Raw genomic sequence first — 14654 nt, 5'->3', positions numbered from 1 at the left:
TTTTTATTTACATTATTTTAGTGTGCGGCATCCCAGTTTTGTCCCTGTCCGACTTCAACCACAAATGGCACTGAAATTTCTAATACCGATTGCATCACTTCAGCAATCTGTTTTGAAAGTTCATCCGCAATGGCGACATCTGCTTCAAATACCAATTCATCGTGTACTTGTAATAACAACTTAGCCTGATCTTTAGGTAGAATCTTATCAACTGCAATCATCGCAAGTTTAATAATATCAGCCGCGCTCCCTTGCAATGGTGCATTGATTGCAGCACGTTCAGCCGCTTGTTTAATCATTTTGTTGGTTGCCAAAATGTCTGGTGTATACAGACGACGACCTAAAATGGTTTCCACAAAGCCTTGTTCACGCGCGATCTGGCGAGTACGTTCCATATAGTCGAGTACGCCCGGATAACGTTGGAAATAACGTGCAATATAGCTACGAGATTCTTCGCGTGTAAAACCCAGTTGACGAGTAAGACCAAACTCAGACATTCCGTAGAGTAAACCAAAGTTAACGGCTTTGGCTTGTCGACGTTGATCATTGGTGACATCTTCAATTGCAATTCCCAATACTTCCGATGCGGTACGACGATGTACGTCTTGACCTTGTTGGAAGGCATGGACTAAGGCATCATCCTGAGAGAAATGTGCCATCAAACGCAGTTCAATTTGTGAATAATCGGCTGCGAGTAACACACGACCTTCAGGGGCAATAAAGGCTTTACGAATCTGACGACCAATTGGCGTACGGATTGGAATATTTTGCAAATTTGGATCAGTGGAAGATAAGCGACCTGTTGCCGTGAGTGCTTGATGATAGCTGGTATGCACACGATGTGTTGTATCGTGAGATTGCTCGACCAAGCGATCAGTATAGGTATTTTTAAGCTTTGCTAATCCACGATGTTCTAAAATGACTTCAGCTAAAGGATGTTCAATTTTCTCTAAAATACTTTCACTGGTACTGTATTGCCCCGTTGCTGTTTTTTTACCCCCTTTAAGCCCAAGCTTTTCGAATAAAACTTCACCGACTTGTTTTGGCGATGCAACATTAAAGGCTTCACCTGCTAATTCGGCTGCTTGAGCTTCAAGCGTTTGAATCGTTTCAGAGAACTCGACACTGAGCTGATCCAAAAATTGATGATCGAGTTTAATCCCATCTTCTTCCATACCTGTGAGTACACGAGCAACAGGCATTTCGATGTTATGCAAAATATTGACCAGTTCAGGGTGGCTGTGCAGTTTTGCTTTTAACACTTCATAAAGACGATAGGTGACATGGGCATCTTCAGCCGCATAATGTGCTGCCACTTCCAGTTCAATCTGGTTAAAGGTTTTCTGTTTAGCACCTTTACCTGCGATTTGTTCAAAAGTTGTGGTTAAGTGGCTGAGATAAAGTCGTGCAACATCATCCATTCCGTGACGTGTCGCCGCAGCATTGAATACATAAGAAGCCAACATGGTATCGAAATACCAACCTTGAATGGTGATGCCGTGATTGGCAAAGATATGCGCATCATATTTGAGATGATGACCAATTTTTCGCACTTGTTCATTTTCAAGAGTTGGTTTGATCTGTGCAAGAATCTGTTCACGATTCAACTGTTCAGGTGCACCTTCATAATCATGTGCGACAGGAACGTAATAGGCATCATTGGCATCGAATGCGATTGAAAAGCCGACTAACTCCGCAACACGATAATCTAAGTTGGTGGTTTCAGTATCAATTGCAAAATGATCAGCATGCTGCATACGCTGAAATAAAGCATCCCAAGCATCTTGAGTTAATACAGTGTGATAGGTCGCTGTTCCGAGTTGATCATCTTGGCTAGAAAGGCTGGCATGATCTTCAGCAACCACGGGTTCTGCTTTTTGTTCAGCTTTGGCAATACTTTGCGATGTTTGCTGATAAGCAGGACTATTTGGATTGTTTGGATGATCTAAGGACTGTAGTTGGTTACGAAACTCTAATTCGGTATAGAGCTCGCGGAGCTGATCCACATTGGGATTGGCGAGTTTAAGGTCATGCCAATCTAAGGCAAGATCGAGATCACAGACGATACTGGCAAGTTGATGGTCAACTTTGATGTTGTCTACATTATCTTTAATATTCTGGCTGAGTTTGCCTTTAAGCTGATCCGCATTGGCAATGATATTGTTTAATGTGCCGTATTCATTCAGCAGCTTCGCTGCTGTTTTTGCGCCAACACCCGGAACGCCCATGATACCGTCAGAAGCATCACCCATCAGCGTGAGATAATCAATAATTTGATGTGGATGCACACCGAATTTCTCAAGCACCCCCGCTTCATCCAAAACACGTTCTTTAAAACTATCTTCAAGTTTGACATGTTCGTTGACCAATTGCGCCATGTCTTTGTCACCTGTCGAGATCAAGACATGATGACCTTCAGCCAACGCGCGTTTGGTGAGTGTCCCAATAATATCATCGGCTTCCGCACCAGGTAGGCTGTATAAAGGAATGCCTTGTGCTTTGATGAGTGCATGTAAATAAGGAATTTGTTGAGACAATTCCTCAGGCATACTTGGGCGATCGCCTTTATAAATGGGTGATAATTTATGGCGGAAAGTGGGTTCTGGTGTATCAAAAATCACAGCCATATGTGTTGGCTGAGTACGACGCATTAACTTTTGGATTGCTGAAATTGCACCACGTATTGCATTGGTATGTAAACCTGTAGAGGTTGTTAATGGCGGTAAGGCGTGAAAAGCACGAAATAAAAAATAAGACCCGTCAACCAAGACAAAAGGTGGCATTATGCAAATCCTTATGATGAACTGAAGACCATTTTACGTGAAAAAGTAGTGGCTGTCCTTGTTGTCTTGTAGAGCAAGGGCAAACGATGTTGCATTAAAAAATTGCAGTATTTTGTATGTAAAAATAGCTGCTTATCTAGTGATCAAGTAAGATAGCTTAAATGAAGCTGTCATAATTGATCTAAGTCTATGTATAAAAAAAACAAACAGGGCATTATCATCGTTTTAGTTGCTTTGACTGTGCTACTTGCTTGTGCGATTGCATTTCAATGGCAGGGAGCGATTGTTGCCGCAACAGTTGGATTAACTGTTGTTATTGTGCACGTTATTTCAGAAATTCATCAGCGTTTATGCCAGCTAGAGCAGGTTGCGCCAAGTTTTTTTGCACAATCAGCGAATATAAATGGGCAAAAAATTATCATTTATAGTGCAGCATTGGTGGCACTTTTTGCTTATGCCAATACGTGGATGTGGTTAGCTGGCGGTGCATTGTTGGTGCTGATGTTATGTTTAATTCAAACGATCAGTGCTTTTCAGACCCGTTTGCTACATTTAGAGCAATATGCAAATGTAGAGCCTGAAATAGAGGCTTTAACCCAGCAAAAGATCAATGCCCAAAATATTGAATTGCATCTTGATGAAACTAAGCAGACAGAAACTCAGACTCCAGTTTTTGAACAACATCCTGCGTGGATGAGAGCTGATCATCAGGCGATACCAAATCAAAATAGTCCGTCACCTGTTGATTTTGAGCATCAAACAACAACTCGAACAGTAACATGGTGGCAACCAGCCCTAGATTGGATGATACACGGGAATCCAATTTTACGTGTTGCCGTTGCGTTATTGATGGTCGGTGTGGTGCTGTTATTACGCTTTGCCAGTGAGCATTGGCAGTTAAGTCTAGGCGTAAAACTTAGTTTTATTGCTGTTGCTGGGGTTGTTACGACCATAGCAGGCTATTTTCTTCAAAAGAAAAATCAGCTATTTGCTGTAGCTTTACAAGGTGTGGGTTTAGCAGTTGTATTTTTAACGCTCATTTTTTCACATCATTTTGCAGTGATTGCCAGTTTAACTACCGCCAGTATTTTATTCGTCATTTTATTGTTGGCAACGGTCTATCTGAGTCTAAAACAGCAAGCTTTATATTTGTCAATGCTAGCTTTGAGCATGGCTTACCTTGCGCCATTGGTGATTCCACAAAATCATCCTGATGTGATTTTCTTATTTGGCTATTACTTTTTAATTAATTTAGCTGTTGCTGCGGTTAATTTTATTCAGCCGTGGAAAATTCTGCATCAAATCGCATTTTTCGCCACCATGTTTATTGGTGGTGCAACGATTGGGATCTATGCAAAAACATATCAGTTTGACACCTTAGATATTATCTTATGGTTGCACATTGCTTTATTTATCTGGCTGAGTATTCGTTATAGCCAGTTGATGTTACGCACACAGCATCAAGACTCAAATACAGCGCAGGAAGATCATTACAGCAGTCAACGCTTACAACCTATTTTGGATGTAGGATTGATCTTTAGTGTACCTGTACTTGGGTTCTCTCTACATGCATATTTAATGCATAACTCGACTCAAGCGCTGACTTGGGGAGCAGTTGCATTAGCTGTGGTGTATATCTCGTTAAATCTATGGATTAAACGTCAGCATCCACAATTATCCACCTTGGCAAAAAGCTTTTTTATTCTTGCAGTGGTCTTTACGGCATTAATTTTCCCATTGGCGAAAGGGGCACATTGGACATCGACGGGTTGGGTGATTCAAGGAACAGCATTGATTGTCTGGGGGGTAACTGAACGCTACCGTTTAAGTCGATATATCGGTGTCGCACTGGTCTTGCTAAGTTCAGTGGCTCTACTTTTCCAAGTTTGGTCAAATGATAATTTCCCAATTCTAAGTACAGTGATTTATGCCGTAGCACAATTTATTTCTGCTTTTTATTTGTTGCACTACCAAAATGTCGAAAAATATTTCAGTGCTCGAATGTTGAGTGGAATTTTTCTAGCGCTAGGGATGTATGCAGGAGCGATTGCAGGTGTTGAGTTTATGCAATGGCAACAACATGGACTCAGTCCATATTTAGTGATTGCAGTTTTATTGTTGGCTTTGTTTCGTCTTGCTGTTCACTTTAAATCAAAATTGCAGTGGGACAGTGTGCAACTGATCCTATTGGGAAGTTTATTGTTTCTGCTTTATGGAGAAAGTTTTGCGGAGAACGTGTATTCCGTGTTGCATTGGTCAAGTTACTTAAATCAAGTGACCTTTGCTATGGCTTCAGTTGTATTGGCTTTGATGCTAATCACCTTAAAAGCTGTCCCTTCAAAAGAAGGTCTTATTATACGGTCAACTTTATTGTGGTTGAGTTTAGCGAGTATTGGTTTGGCGGTTTTCCCAATTATGCCATTGATTGGATTAGCCCTCATTCCAGCATTGTATGGAATATTTTTAATAGCTAATAAAAATACACAAGTTTTACAACAAATACCTGTGCTTAGTTTAAGTCTAGTTTGGTTAATTCTGATTAGTTTAGATACACACTCTGCTGAACAGTATTATGTCTTGCCACTGTTAAACTTGACCGACTTGTTTTCTTTAGTGGTATTCATCGGACTGATTTGGACAATCTACCATTATAAGTTGAGTGATGAACACTCAATCGAATGGGGCTTTAAAGTGACAACCATTTTAATTGGTCTCTTGGTCTTGAGTAGTGTGGTGGTACGTGCGATGCATCATTATCTTGGGACACCACTATGGGGTATCGAGATTTGGTCGAATGGCGATGTGCAGCTGAGTTTGACTTTGTTGTGGGTGATTTTGGCTTTTGTTCTGATGACATTTTCAAGTCGCCGTCATATTCGACAAATCTGGTTTGTTGGAGCTGCATTGTTGGCAATTGTCGTCGCTAAATTATTGCTGCTTGATCTATCGCAAAGTGGCACATTAACTCGGGTTATTTCATTTATTGGTTCAGGTGCAATTATGCTTGTGATCGCTTATCTTGCACCGTTACCACCAGCACTTCAGGAATCTGAGAAAGAGAGTTGATTATTTCTCTTTCTCAGCTTTTTTCAGTTCTTTTTGATGGGTATATTGATCAACCTCGTCATTTTCTAATGGTAAAGGGCGATCAATTAAGCCCATTTTAGGTACGGGAATCTCAATCTGATTTTCCAAGAATCCATTACGGACACGTTCTTGCATTTCATCACGAACTTTTAAGGCATTTTCCTGTCGACACCAAACTGCAAATAGAAGTTCAATCGAAGATTCCCGAAATGCTGTGACAGTAACGGTTGCTTTCGGATCATCCATCACCAAGGGATATTTGGCAGCAACATCTAATAATACTTGTCGAACTTTGATGATATCTTCATGGAAATTAATCGCAAGCGTAATTGGAATTCGCCGTATTGGATATTTAGACAAATTCATGACGGGTGTTCGAATCAATTGCTCATTGGGCAGGCGAATATAGACATTATCCAGAGTAAGCAGTTTGACTGAAAGCAAGTCAATAGAAATCACTTGTCCTTCTATTGTTTGCCCTCGAATCAAGGTAATTTGAATCGTATCGCCAACCTCAAAAGAACCTTCACCAATCAAGAACAAGCCACTGATCAAATTAGTTGCTGAGGTTTGTGATGCAAAACCTAAAGCAACGGTTAGAATCCCTGCCGCACCTAAGAAGACGCTGAGTTTAAATCCAGCCTCTCTTAAACTGGTCATAATAAACAGCAGGAAAATAAAATAAAAAATACCTCGACGCCATAGCAGGCGTTGGTGGGCATTAAAACCGTTGCCAATGGTGCGAATGAAGGCATTGGATACCAGTCGAGCGATGACAAAACCGATAAAGGCGAGAATAATCGCAACAACGATTTCACTTAAGCGTTCGAAGTTAATATTGGTAAAAATACTGGTGAGGCTACTAGCAACATCCTTGGGAATATTCGAATCAGGCATAGTAACCCCTTAAAAGAATGAATCAAACATATTGAATAAGGTACTGCCAGGCGCTCGGGGAGGATGTACATAAATCACTTCACCTGCCTGAGTTGGGGTTTTATTCTCAATTCGAATACGTGCAGGATGATCTGTCCCTTCGTAATAGACTTTGATTTGTGATGTCCATAAACGCCCTGTACTTTCACTATAGAAAAGTGGAAGAGCAGGAACTGGAACATTCATACGATCAAAGCGTAATTGGTGTTGACTAGTATTGTGGAATTCAATTGGGGTAACTGCACGGAAAGCACGCGGTTTTAACAGATTTAAATCAGTACGACCGTCTACAGAAGTGGCATAGCAAATTTCACCATTTTGAGGATCTTTACCAAACCATGTGTCTTTGGGTTGGATCACAGGAATGTCAAATAGGGGTTCAGTGAGTCCATCCACCAAACCTGCAATCCATAATGGCGTACTGATATATAAAGTTCCACGTTGCCCCGCAGGAATATAAATCGGATCAACGGGTTTAATCACCACAGAGCGATCTGCTAAACGGGGCATTAAATGAAATGTACTTTGGGTGTTATGGAACATATAGCGTTCGATTTTTGCAGGTTGTGGCATTGCAAAAATCGTGTCATTCAAAATATGCCATTGCTGTTCGTAATCATGTTGAGATTGAGGACGATGATATTCCAAGCGCCATTCTTTAATGCCACGTGTTAGACGAAATAATAATGAACCAAATTGCCAAGCTTTGGCTTGCTGAATTTCAAATTGTTGTTCGCCCCACCATTTCAATGTATTGGCATGTGGTGCTTGATGTTGATTATTTTGAGACAAGATGCAAAATTCCTGTGTGAGTATGCTAAACAGACTTCACGCTGTAATCTGCTTAGAGTACACTCAATACTTTCTCTTATCATTATTTGTGTGATGCAAATACTTAAACAAATACAAATTCCTTATAGTTTTGCGAAACGACATGGCGTGTTATTACGTTATGAAGGCGATCAAATTTTTATTGTGCGACGGAAGGACACCGCGCGTATTGCTTTGCAGGAAGCACGTCGAGTTTTGGGAAGGGTGGCTCATGATCAATTGTGTACTGATCAAGAGTTTCATGCCTTACTCAGTTCTAGTTATGCAGGTGATACAGGCGAATCTCAACAAGTTGCTGCGGGTCTAGAAGATCATCCCGATTTATTAAGTTTGGCAGATCAGGTGCCTGAAGCTGAAGACTTGATGGATCAAGAAGATGATGCCCCCATTGTTCGTCTGATTAATGCCTTATTGTCTGAAGCCATTCGTGTCAGTGCCTCTGATATCCATATCGAAGCCTTTGAGAAAAAACTCTCAGTACGGTTACGTGTCGATGGACAGTTGCGTGAAATCGTTCAGCCACGCCGTGAACTTGCACCGCTTTTAGTTTCACGTATTAAAGTTATGGCGAAACTAGATATTGCTGAAAAGCGAGTCCCTCAAGACGGGCGTATTTCATTACGGTTGGCTGGGCGAGAAGTGGATGTGCGTGTTTCGACATTACCGTCATCTCACGGTGAACGTGTGGTGATGCGTTTGTTGGATAAGCAAGCAGGTCGTCTGAATATGACCCATCTCGGGTTGATGAAAAATGACTATGATCGCTTAACTCAGTTGGTACATCGACCACACGGTATTATTTTGGTGACTGGACCAACAGGTTCGGGAAAAACCACGACCTTGTATGCGGCATTGTCTGATTTGAATGACAACACCCGTAATATCTTGACTGCTGAAGATCCGATTGAATATCAAATTGAAGGGATTGGTCAAACACAAGTCAACACCAAAGTGGATATGACCTTTGCTCGTGCATTAAAGGCAATGTTGCGCCAAGACCCAGATGTGGTCATGGTGGGTGAGATTCGTGATCTTGAGACTGCTGAGATTGCGGTACAAGCCTCTTTAACGGGTCACTTAGTGCTGTCAACACTGCATACCAATACCGCTATTGGTGCGGTAACTCGTTTAAAAGATATGGGAATCGAGCCTTTCCTACTGGCGAGTTCCTTGATTGGGGTCATTGCGCAACGCTTAGTTCGTACTTTATGTCCACATTGTGTGACTTGGCGTAAAGCAGATGATTTTGAGCGGCAAGTATTCCAACATCTCAAAGTGGATCAACATATGCAGTTACCTCAACCGAATGGTTGTGAGAAGTGTTCACATGTTGGTTTTAGCGGGCGAACTGCGATTTATGAAATTGCCCCAATTGATGAGCCAATGCGCCGTTTAATTCATGGAAATGCAGCCGAATTTGAGTTGGAAAATCATGCGCGTCGTCATGCAGCTTCGATTCGTGATGATGGTTTGCTCAAGGTTCTAGCTGGTAAAACCACATTAGAAGAAGTATTGCGTGTGACCAACGAAGCGGCTGAAGAATAATTAAGTTAAGCCCTTAAATAAAAAAACAGCATGGTGATCCATGCTGTTTTTCTTTGTAAAATGCGAAATGCTTATTCTGTGGTCACGATATTAAAATTCACATCAATATTGCCACGAGTCGCATTTGAATATGGGCAAACAATGTGTGCTGCGGCAACCAATTGCTCAGCTTCAGCTTGTTCCATACCAATCAGATAAACATTTAAAGTGACTTCAATACCAAAGCCATTTGGAATTGGACCAATTCCAACTTCAGCCTCAACATAAGCATCTTTTGTAATTTTGAGTTTGTCGCGATTTGCAACAAATTTCATCGCCCCTAAGAAACATGCTGAATAACCCGCAGCAAAAAGCTGTTCAGGATTGGTGACTTCACCACCAGCACCGCCCATTTCTTTAGGTACACCGAGTTTCACATCTAATACACCATCAGATGAGGTTGCACGACCATCACGACCGCCTGTAGCTTTGGCTTTTGCACGATAAACAACTTGTTCTAGAGACATGGTTTTTATTCCGAAATAATATTGTGTACAATTAAATCGTATACGATATAAATAAAAAAACAAGTCCTTCCTCTTTAAATTTAAATATTATTTAAGTAGGTTGTCACGTAGTGCTGAAATTTGATCTTTTAAATTGTCTAGCGTTGATGGCGTACACGATGCCGCTTGGGAAATTTGATTCGGAATATCAACAGCTTTGAGTTCTAAATCTTGCCCTTGTTGTGTCAATGAAATAACAACTTGTCTTTCATCTTTGGTTGAGCGTTTGCGTGTAATCAGTTGTGATATTTCTAATTTTTTTAACAACGGAGTGAGTGTAGAGGATTCTAAGAATAGCCGTTCTCCAATTTCAGAAACACTCAGTTGATCCTTTTCCCAAAGCACTAACATCACAAGATATTGAGGATAGGTTAATCCAAGAGGGGCAAGCAATTGACGATAGACTTGATTTAAGGCAAGGTTGGTCGAATAAATCAGAAAACATAACTGATTATCTAATAACAATTGCTGATGCTCATCGCCCATGCGGTTCTCAAACGGTGGATTAATTTAATGAGTATATCGTGATCTACTAGTGATTGCCTAAGCAGATTTCATTTCGATCATTACCAAAGCTCAGCGATTTTTTTCATCAAACGCGCTCTATAACGTGCCGTTGGATTATTGGGATTCTTGAGCGCTTCTTGTTCATAATATTGTTGCCAAGCAACAATCATGTCTAAGGTTGCACCTTTTTGTTTGATAATGATGACATCCTCTCGCTGGATATTATCTAATCGTTGTCTCGCACCTTCAGCCCCAGTACCCCAACCAATCACCCATTGCCCAAAAGAATTTAGCGATAAATTTTGTGGCGTGGACAAGGTACTTTGTGGGTTCGTATTCATATCAACTACCGCTGCATGGAGTTGTGCAATTGCCCCTATAAAAAAGAAAAAAATTACTTTAAACATAAATCAGACTTGATACGAATTAATTGAAGATATTACATCAGGCATAGAATTTGATCCTTTGATCTTGTTCTACCATGATAAATAAAGTCTATTAAATCATGATCCTGAAAAACATACATTTATGAAAGCTGACTATGGCAGTCAAAGTGTTGTTAGATGGGGGAAATTTGTACAAAGGGTGGTTTTAATAGCCGTGGAGTGTCTCATTTTTAATAATTGATGAGCTTACGATGCTGCATCAGTGGCATTGCAAGGCGGATCGCATTTTGCTCGGCGAGATCAAATGAACAGGTCATTAAGCCGTGTCCTTCTGTATTGATCATTTTTAACAGTTGTCCTCGGCTATCTGTAATTCCTGCATGCCCCCAAGTTTGGCGTTGTTCACCATGCCAACCTTGTTGAGCTGCACCTAGAACATAACATTGGCTGTCCATCGCTCGTGCTTGTAGTAGTAATTGCCAATGCAGCTGACCTGTTGTGTAAGTAAATGCAGCAGGTGCAGTTAAAATATTTGCCCCTTGCTGACGTAACATTAGAGCAAGTTCAGGGAAGCGCAAGTCATAACACACCATCAGACCAATATTGCCAAACGGTGTTTTTGCAACAGCTACTTTATCACCTGCCTCAAAGAACTTTGACTCTTGATACCCACCAACCGCATCACCGACTTGTACATCAAACAAATGGATTTTGTCGTAACGTGCTTCAGTTCTTTCAGGGCTAATGCATAAGCTGACCGTTCGAACTCGACCATCATCAATAATTGAACCATCTGGACGAAAAGGACAAGGGAGTGTGCCCGCGATAATCCAGATTTGATAACGATGAGCGAGTTGTTCTAAACGCTGTTGAATGCTCTCGAATTGCGCAGCAGTTTCACGCTGTTTTCCAGCTGCAAAACAGACGAAATTTTCGGGGAAAACAATCAACTCTGCCGCTTGAGCCTTACTCTGTTGAATCAATGATTCAATGACAAGGAAATTTGCTTCAATGTCATTTTGAGAATTCATTTGTGCAACAGAAAGTAAGGTCATATCGGCATCAAGATTTGGTTTTCAACAATTATGCATTTTGTTTTTGTGAATCAAGAGATAAGCACTCTTGTTCTTTTTGCAATTGCTTCACAAGAGGCTCAAACATATTTTGGTTATTTTCATTTAAACGCATCAATGTTTTGTGTGCATCAAGTACAGTATTGAGCATTGCGCTATGTGTTACATGCTCTTCAGTCAGTTCTAAAGTACATACACTTGGATCACCACAGTAATTTAAAATTACAAATACCTGACCTAGCCCCATACTATTGGCTAAGGTGGTGATATCTGGATTTGTCGAAAGCATAACGGCTTGAATATGATGAACTTGTTTAAGTTTAAGACCTAATTTTGCAAGTACACCCAAGACAGTGCTGTCAATAAATGTAGTTTCAGTTAAATCAACAATCGCACCCACAACATTCTGTTGCTGTTCAATTTTGTTGAGTAACTTGTCTAGACTTATACAAGAGTGAGCGCGCACTTCGCCAATAAGCTTGAAAATATGCGTTCCGTTCAAACTTGCATATTCAACATGACCTGTTGACATATAAATGCCATTTTCAGAGAAAGGATATAAAATTATCCCATAGTGATATTCTAGACACAAGTGGTTGGATGCTGTGATCGAATTAAAATATTGATTTTAGGGTTAATTCATTCGGCATATGCTTAAAATAGCAATATCGTCAGCAACATGATCTGGAGCTTTGAAGGCATCATGTTGAAGGTGTTCAACTAATTGATTAAATTGATCGTTCAAACCACCATCAAAAGGCTCAAGTGCACCATCTGAACATAAAATAAATCGTGCTTGGCGGCTTAATGTACAACGATGTTCTACAACTTCTAATTCTTCTGTAAGGCCTAATGGAAAGCTACTTGTTGTTAAAATCTGTGGTGGCTGATTAGGTTCAAAGATAATCGGAGGAGGGTAGTGTCCAGCACTTGACCAACATACTTCATGTGTCGCTAGATTTAAGATGCCTGCGACCATGGTAATATGCTTTTCAATATTCTCTTGTACAAGCATCGCATTCAGTTTTTGAATTAATTGGCTCGGTGTTTTAGAGCGCCCATGAAATGCTGCCATCCATGAAGTTAATAAACTGCTTGTTACACCATGCCCAGAAACATCCGCCAAATAAAATAAAACCTCATCATCATTCAGTCGCCAGTAATCATACCAATCTCCAGAGAGATAAGCGGATGGCTGAAAAAATGCTTCAAATTGATAATTTGGTAATTCGATAGGATGAGGGAGTAATCTTTTCTGTAACTCTGCTGCTGAGGGTAAATCTCGGCTATCTTGATTACGCTTATACTGTGCATCAATCTTAAATAAGGAGTGAACTGGGTTTTTAGGTAAATCACTCCAAATCCAACCTGCGAGCGCACCCATTTCCCATGCTTGAGCTAAAGCAGTACCTTCATGTTCAAAAGCAAGTACGATTGTTGGTAATTTCCATCGGTATTTCAAGAAATCTTGCACATCCGCAATCGCAATAATGGTTTGATCATACAAATCTAAATCATCAATATGAATGATTTGCAAACTCGGTAACTCGTTTAGCGCTTGGTCTAAATAAGATATTGAGCGTGTAGGTTGAATGAAATACATAGATAAGTCGCCGACCTTTTGTATTTGTATGATCATTTTTTAATTCATCATAGATGAAATATGATGAAAAACATAGTATTGCTAAAACTTTAAATTAATACATAAGTCTATAGCTTGGGTTTACTTAGCTGTTATTTGTCATCAGCGGATGGACTATCAGAATCATCCTCATCACTAACAAATGAGACATCTGCCGAATCACCATGTTTTTCAGCAATTTGGAATGCTTTACGTTGTAAATAAAAATCACGAATCATTGAGTATTTATCACCTTTTAAGCTTTCTTCAATATCAAGAATCTGTGAACGAGCATCAACGGCTTGAAGTAGATTGGTTGACCAATAAATACCTTGTTGATCATCTAATAAATATTTTTGTGGGCGACCAAAACTATCTGCTGCTAGACCAAAACCATCACGGAATGTACTAGGACCGAAGAAAGGTAACATCACATAAGGGCCAGATGGAACACCGTAGTAACCCAAAGTTACACCAAAACTTTCTTCTTCTGCTGTCAAGCCTAAACGACGAGCAGGATCGGCAAAACCTAGAGTCGTTAATGTATTGACGGTAAAGCGACCTAATGTTTTTGCAGCACGTGTTGGGCGACCTTGTACTAATTGATTCACTGCATTCCACGGCTCGCCTAGGTTTTTCCGAAATTGGCGATATGGGCTACGAACAGTCTCAGGGACTTTGGCGACATATTGTATTGCGACAGGTTTTAATAAATTACGATCTAAAGCATCATTTAAAGCAAATATTTGGCGATTTAAAGGTTGTAGTGGATCTTTTACTGCATCAGGTTGAGCTGCATTTGCATTTACTTTTAAATCATTTTTAGTGAGATGCTTTAAATCTTTGATCGCTTGAATTGTTGATACTTTTTGTTCAACTACGATTGTAGGTCCTAATGTATTTGTTTGAGTTACTGGTTTATTAGGAACTTCTTGCGCTGATACTGATGAACACGCCCCAGCAGATAACAACCCAAGCAAGATGAAATTTGAGTAATGCATATAAGTCCTTAATCGCTGCTCGAGCGAGAATACGGTCATTAAAATGATTGCGCTGCATAACGCAAAACATAGAGTATGAGGAATACAATTTAATAATTCTCTTATTATTAAAACAAATTCGCTCGAAAAATATAAGAAAAATGTGAATTTGGTTTAAAAATATACAAACAAACAAAAAAGATTAACGGAGGGGTTGTATTGGATTGGGAATACTGTAGAATGCACATCCATCGGCGATGATGCAGATAAAAACTTGTTGAGAAACAAGGATTTGGCTAGAAAGGTTAGATTTTTGGAATGATTGATAGGTTTTAAAAATATCGAAATTACCTGTTGACT

At 40.2% G+C, this 14654-nt stretch carries 12 protein-coding genes; 2 read left to right on the top strand and 10 right to left on the bottom strand.

Annotation, left to right across the window (positions count from 1 at the left end):
• Positions 1–17: 17 nt before the first annotated feature.
• Positions 18–2783, bottom strand: a complete 2766-nt coding sequence (gene polA / locus MMP60_RS11665; protein ID WP_241336419.1) for a DNA polymerase I — start codon at positions 2781–2783, stop codon at positions 18–20.
• Between the two features lie 189 nt (positions 2784–2972).
• Between polA and MMP60_RS11660 the strand changes: the two genes are divergently transcribed.
• Positions 2973–5849: a DUF2339 domain-containing protein gene (locus MMP60_RS11660; RefSeq protein ID WP_241336418.1), complete on the top strand. Its 2877-nt coding sequence runs from the start codon at positions 2973–2975 to the stop codon at positions 5847–5849.
• Here the strand turns inward: MMP60_RS11660 and MMP60_RS11655 are convergent, their stop codons facing one another.
• Both MMP60_RS11655 and MMP60_RS11650 read right to left on the bottom strand, forming a co-directional pair.
• The gene (locus tag MMP60_RS11655) at positions 5850–6767 is read right to left on the bottom strand and encodes a mechanosensitive ion channel family protein (protein WP_241336417.1); all 918 of its coding nucleotides are present in this window, start codon (positions 6765–6767) and stop codon (positions 5850–5852) included.
• A 9-nt stretch (positions 6768–6776) separates the two neighbouring features.
• Entirely contained in the window at positions 6777–7598 is an 822-nt protein-coding gene (locus tag MMP60_RS11650; protein WP_241336416.1) for a hypothetical protein, read from the bottom strand.
• 93 nt (positions 7599–7691) lie between these two features.
• Here MMP60_RS11650 and gspE point away from each other — a divergent pair, with 93 nt between their 5' ends.
• Complete coding sequence (gene gspE, locus MMP60_RS11645) at positions 7692–9182, top strand: type II secretion system ATPase GspE (protein WP_241336415.1); 1491 nt, start codon at positions 7692–7694, stop codon at positions 9180–9182.
• Positions 9183–9253: 71 nt separating this feature from the next.
• On the opposite strand, the gene MMP60_RS11640 is transcribed toward gspE, so the two are convergent.
• The 7 genes from MMP60_RS11640 to MMP60_RS11610 all read right to left on the bottom strand — a co-directional run bounded on the left by MMP60_RS11640 (position 9254) and on the right by MMP60_RS11610 (position 14315).
• Complete coding sequence (locus MMP60_RS11640) at positions 9254–9688, bottom strand: organic hydroperoxide resistance protein (RefSeq protein WP_241336414.1); 435 nt, start codon at positions 9686–9688, stop codon at positions 9254–9256.
• A gap of 87 nt (positions 9689–9775) precedes the next feature.
• On the bottom strand, positions 9776–10213 hold the full coding sequence (locus MMP60_RS11635; RefSeq protein WP_241336413.1) for a MarR family transcriptional regulator: 438 nt from the start codon (positions 10211–10213) through the stop codon (positions 9776–9778).
• 80 nt (positions 10214–10293) lie between these two features.
• Positions 10294–10641 (bottom strand): DUF4951 domain-containing protein, encoded by a 348-nt coding sequence (locus MMP60_RS11630; RefSeq protein WP_241336412.1) that lies wholly within the window; start codon positions 10639–10641, stop codon positions 10294–10296.
• 209 nt (positions 10642–10850) lie between these two features.
• Complete coding sequence (locus MMP60_RS11625) at positions 10851–11675, bottom strand: carbon-nitrogen hydrolase family protein (RefSeq protein WP_241336411.1); 825 nt, start codon at positions 11673–11675, stop codon at positions 10851–10853.
• 28 nt (positions 11676–11703) lie between these two features.
• Positions 11704–12225, bottom strand: a complete 522-nt coding sequence (gene gigB / locus MMP60_RS11620; protein ID WP_241336410.1) for an STAS domain-containing protein — start codon at positions 12223–12225, stop codon at positions 11704–11706.
• Between the two features lie 102 nt (positions 12226–12327).
• Positions 12328–13296 (bottom strand): RsbU family protein phosphatase GigA, encoded by a 969-nt coding sequence (gene gigA / locus MMP60_RS11615; RefSeq protein WP_241336566.1) that lies wholly within the window; start codon positions 13294–13296, stop codon positions 12328–12330.
• Between the two features lie 131 nt (positions 13297–13427).
• The gene (locus MMP60_RS11610) at positions 13428–14315 is read right to left on the bottom strand and encodes a VacJ family lipoprotein (RefSeq protein WP_241336409.1); all 888 of its coding nucleotides are present in this window, start codon (positions 14313–14315) and stop codon (positions 13428–13430) included.
• Positions 14316–14654: the final 339 nt, after the last annotated feature.

The sequence above is a fragment of the Acinetobacter sp. ANC 4805 genome, from assembly GCF_022549495.1.
In the GTDB taxonomy this organism is placed as follows: Bacteria; Pseudomonadota; Gammaproteobacteria; order Pseudomonadales; family Moraxellaceae; genus Acinetobacter.
Note: the sequence above shows the minus strand (reverse complement) of the source record. Positions and strands in the feature narration are given on the sequence as shown.

What these genes read in the sequence shown, in the direction of transcription:
- polA (WP_241336419.1), bottom strand. Translation starts at nt 2,783, where the DNA reads ATGCCACCTTTTGTCTTGGTTGACGGGTCTTATTTTTTATTTCGTGCT.
- MMP60_RS11660 (WP_241336418.1), top strand. Translation starts at nt 2,973, where the DNA reads ATGTATAAAAAAAACAAACAGGGCATTATCATCGTTTTAGTTGCTTTG.
- MMP60_RS11655 (WP_241336417.1), bottom strand. Translation starts at nt 6,767, where the DNA reads ATGCCTGATTCGAATATTCCCAAGGATGTTGCTAGTAGCCTCACCAGT.
- gspE (WP_241336415.1), top strand. Translation starts at nt 7,692, where the DNA reads ATGCAAATACTTAAACAAATACAAATTCCTTATAGTTTTGCGAAACGA.
- MMP60_RS11640 (WP_241336414.1), bottom strand. Translation starts at nt 9,688, where the DNA reads ATGTCTCTAGAACAAGTTGTTTATCGTGCAAAAGCCAAAGCTACAGGC.
- MMP60_RS11635 (WP_241336413.1), bottom strand. Translation starts at nt 10,213, where the DNA reads ATGGGCGATGAGCATCAGCAATTGTTATTAGATAATCAGTTATGTTTT.
- MMP60_RS11630 (WP_241336412.1), bottom strand. Translation starts at nt 10,641, where the DNA reads ATGTTTAAAGTAATTTTTTTCTTTTTTATAGGGGCAATTGCACAACTC.
- MMP60_RS11625 (WP_241336411.1), bottom strand. Translation starts at nt 11,675, where the DNA reads ATGACCTTACTTTCTGTTGCACAAATGAATTCTCAAAATGACATTGAA.
- gigB (WP_241336410.1), bottom strand. Translation starts at nt 12,225, where the DNA reads ATGTCAACAGGTCATGTTGAATATGCAAGTTTGAACGGAACGCATATT.
- gigA (WP_241336566.1), bottom strand. Translation starts at nt 13,296, where the DNA reads ATGTATTTCATTCAACCTACACGCTCAATATCTTATTTAGACCAAGCG.
- MMP60_RS11610 (WP_241336409.1), bottom strand. Translation starts at nt 14,315, where the DNA reads ATGCATTACTCAAATTTCATCTTGCTTGGGTTGTTATCTGCTGGGGCG.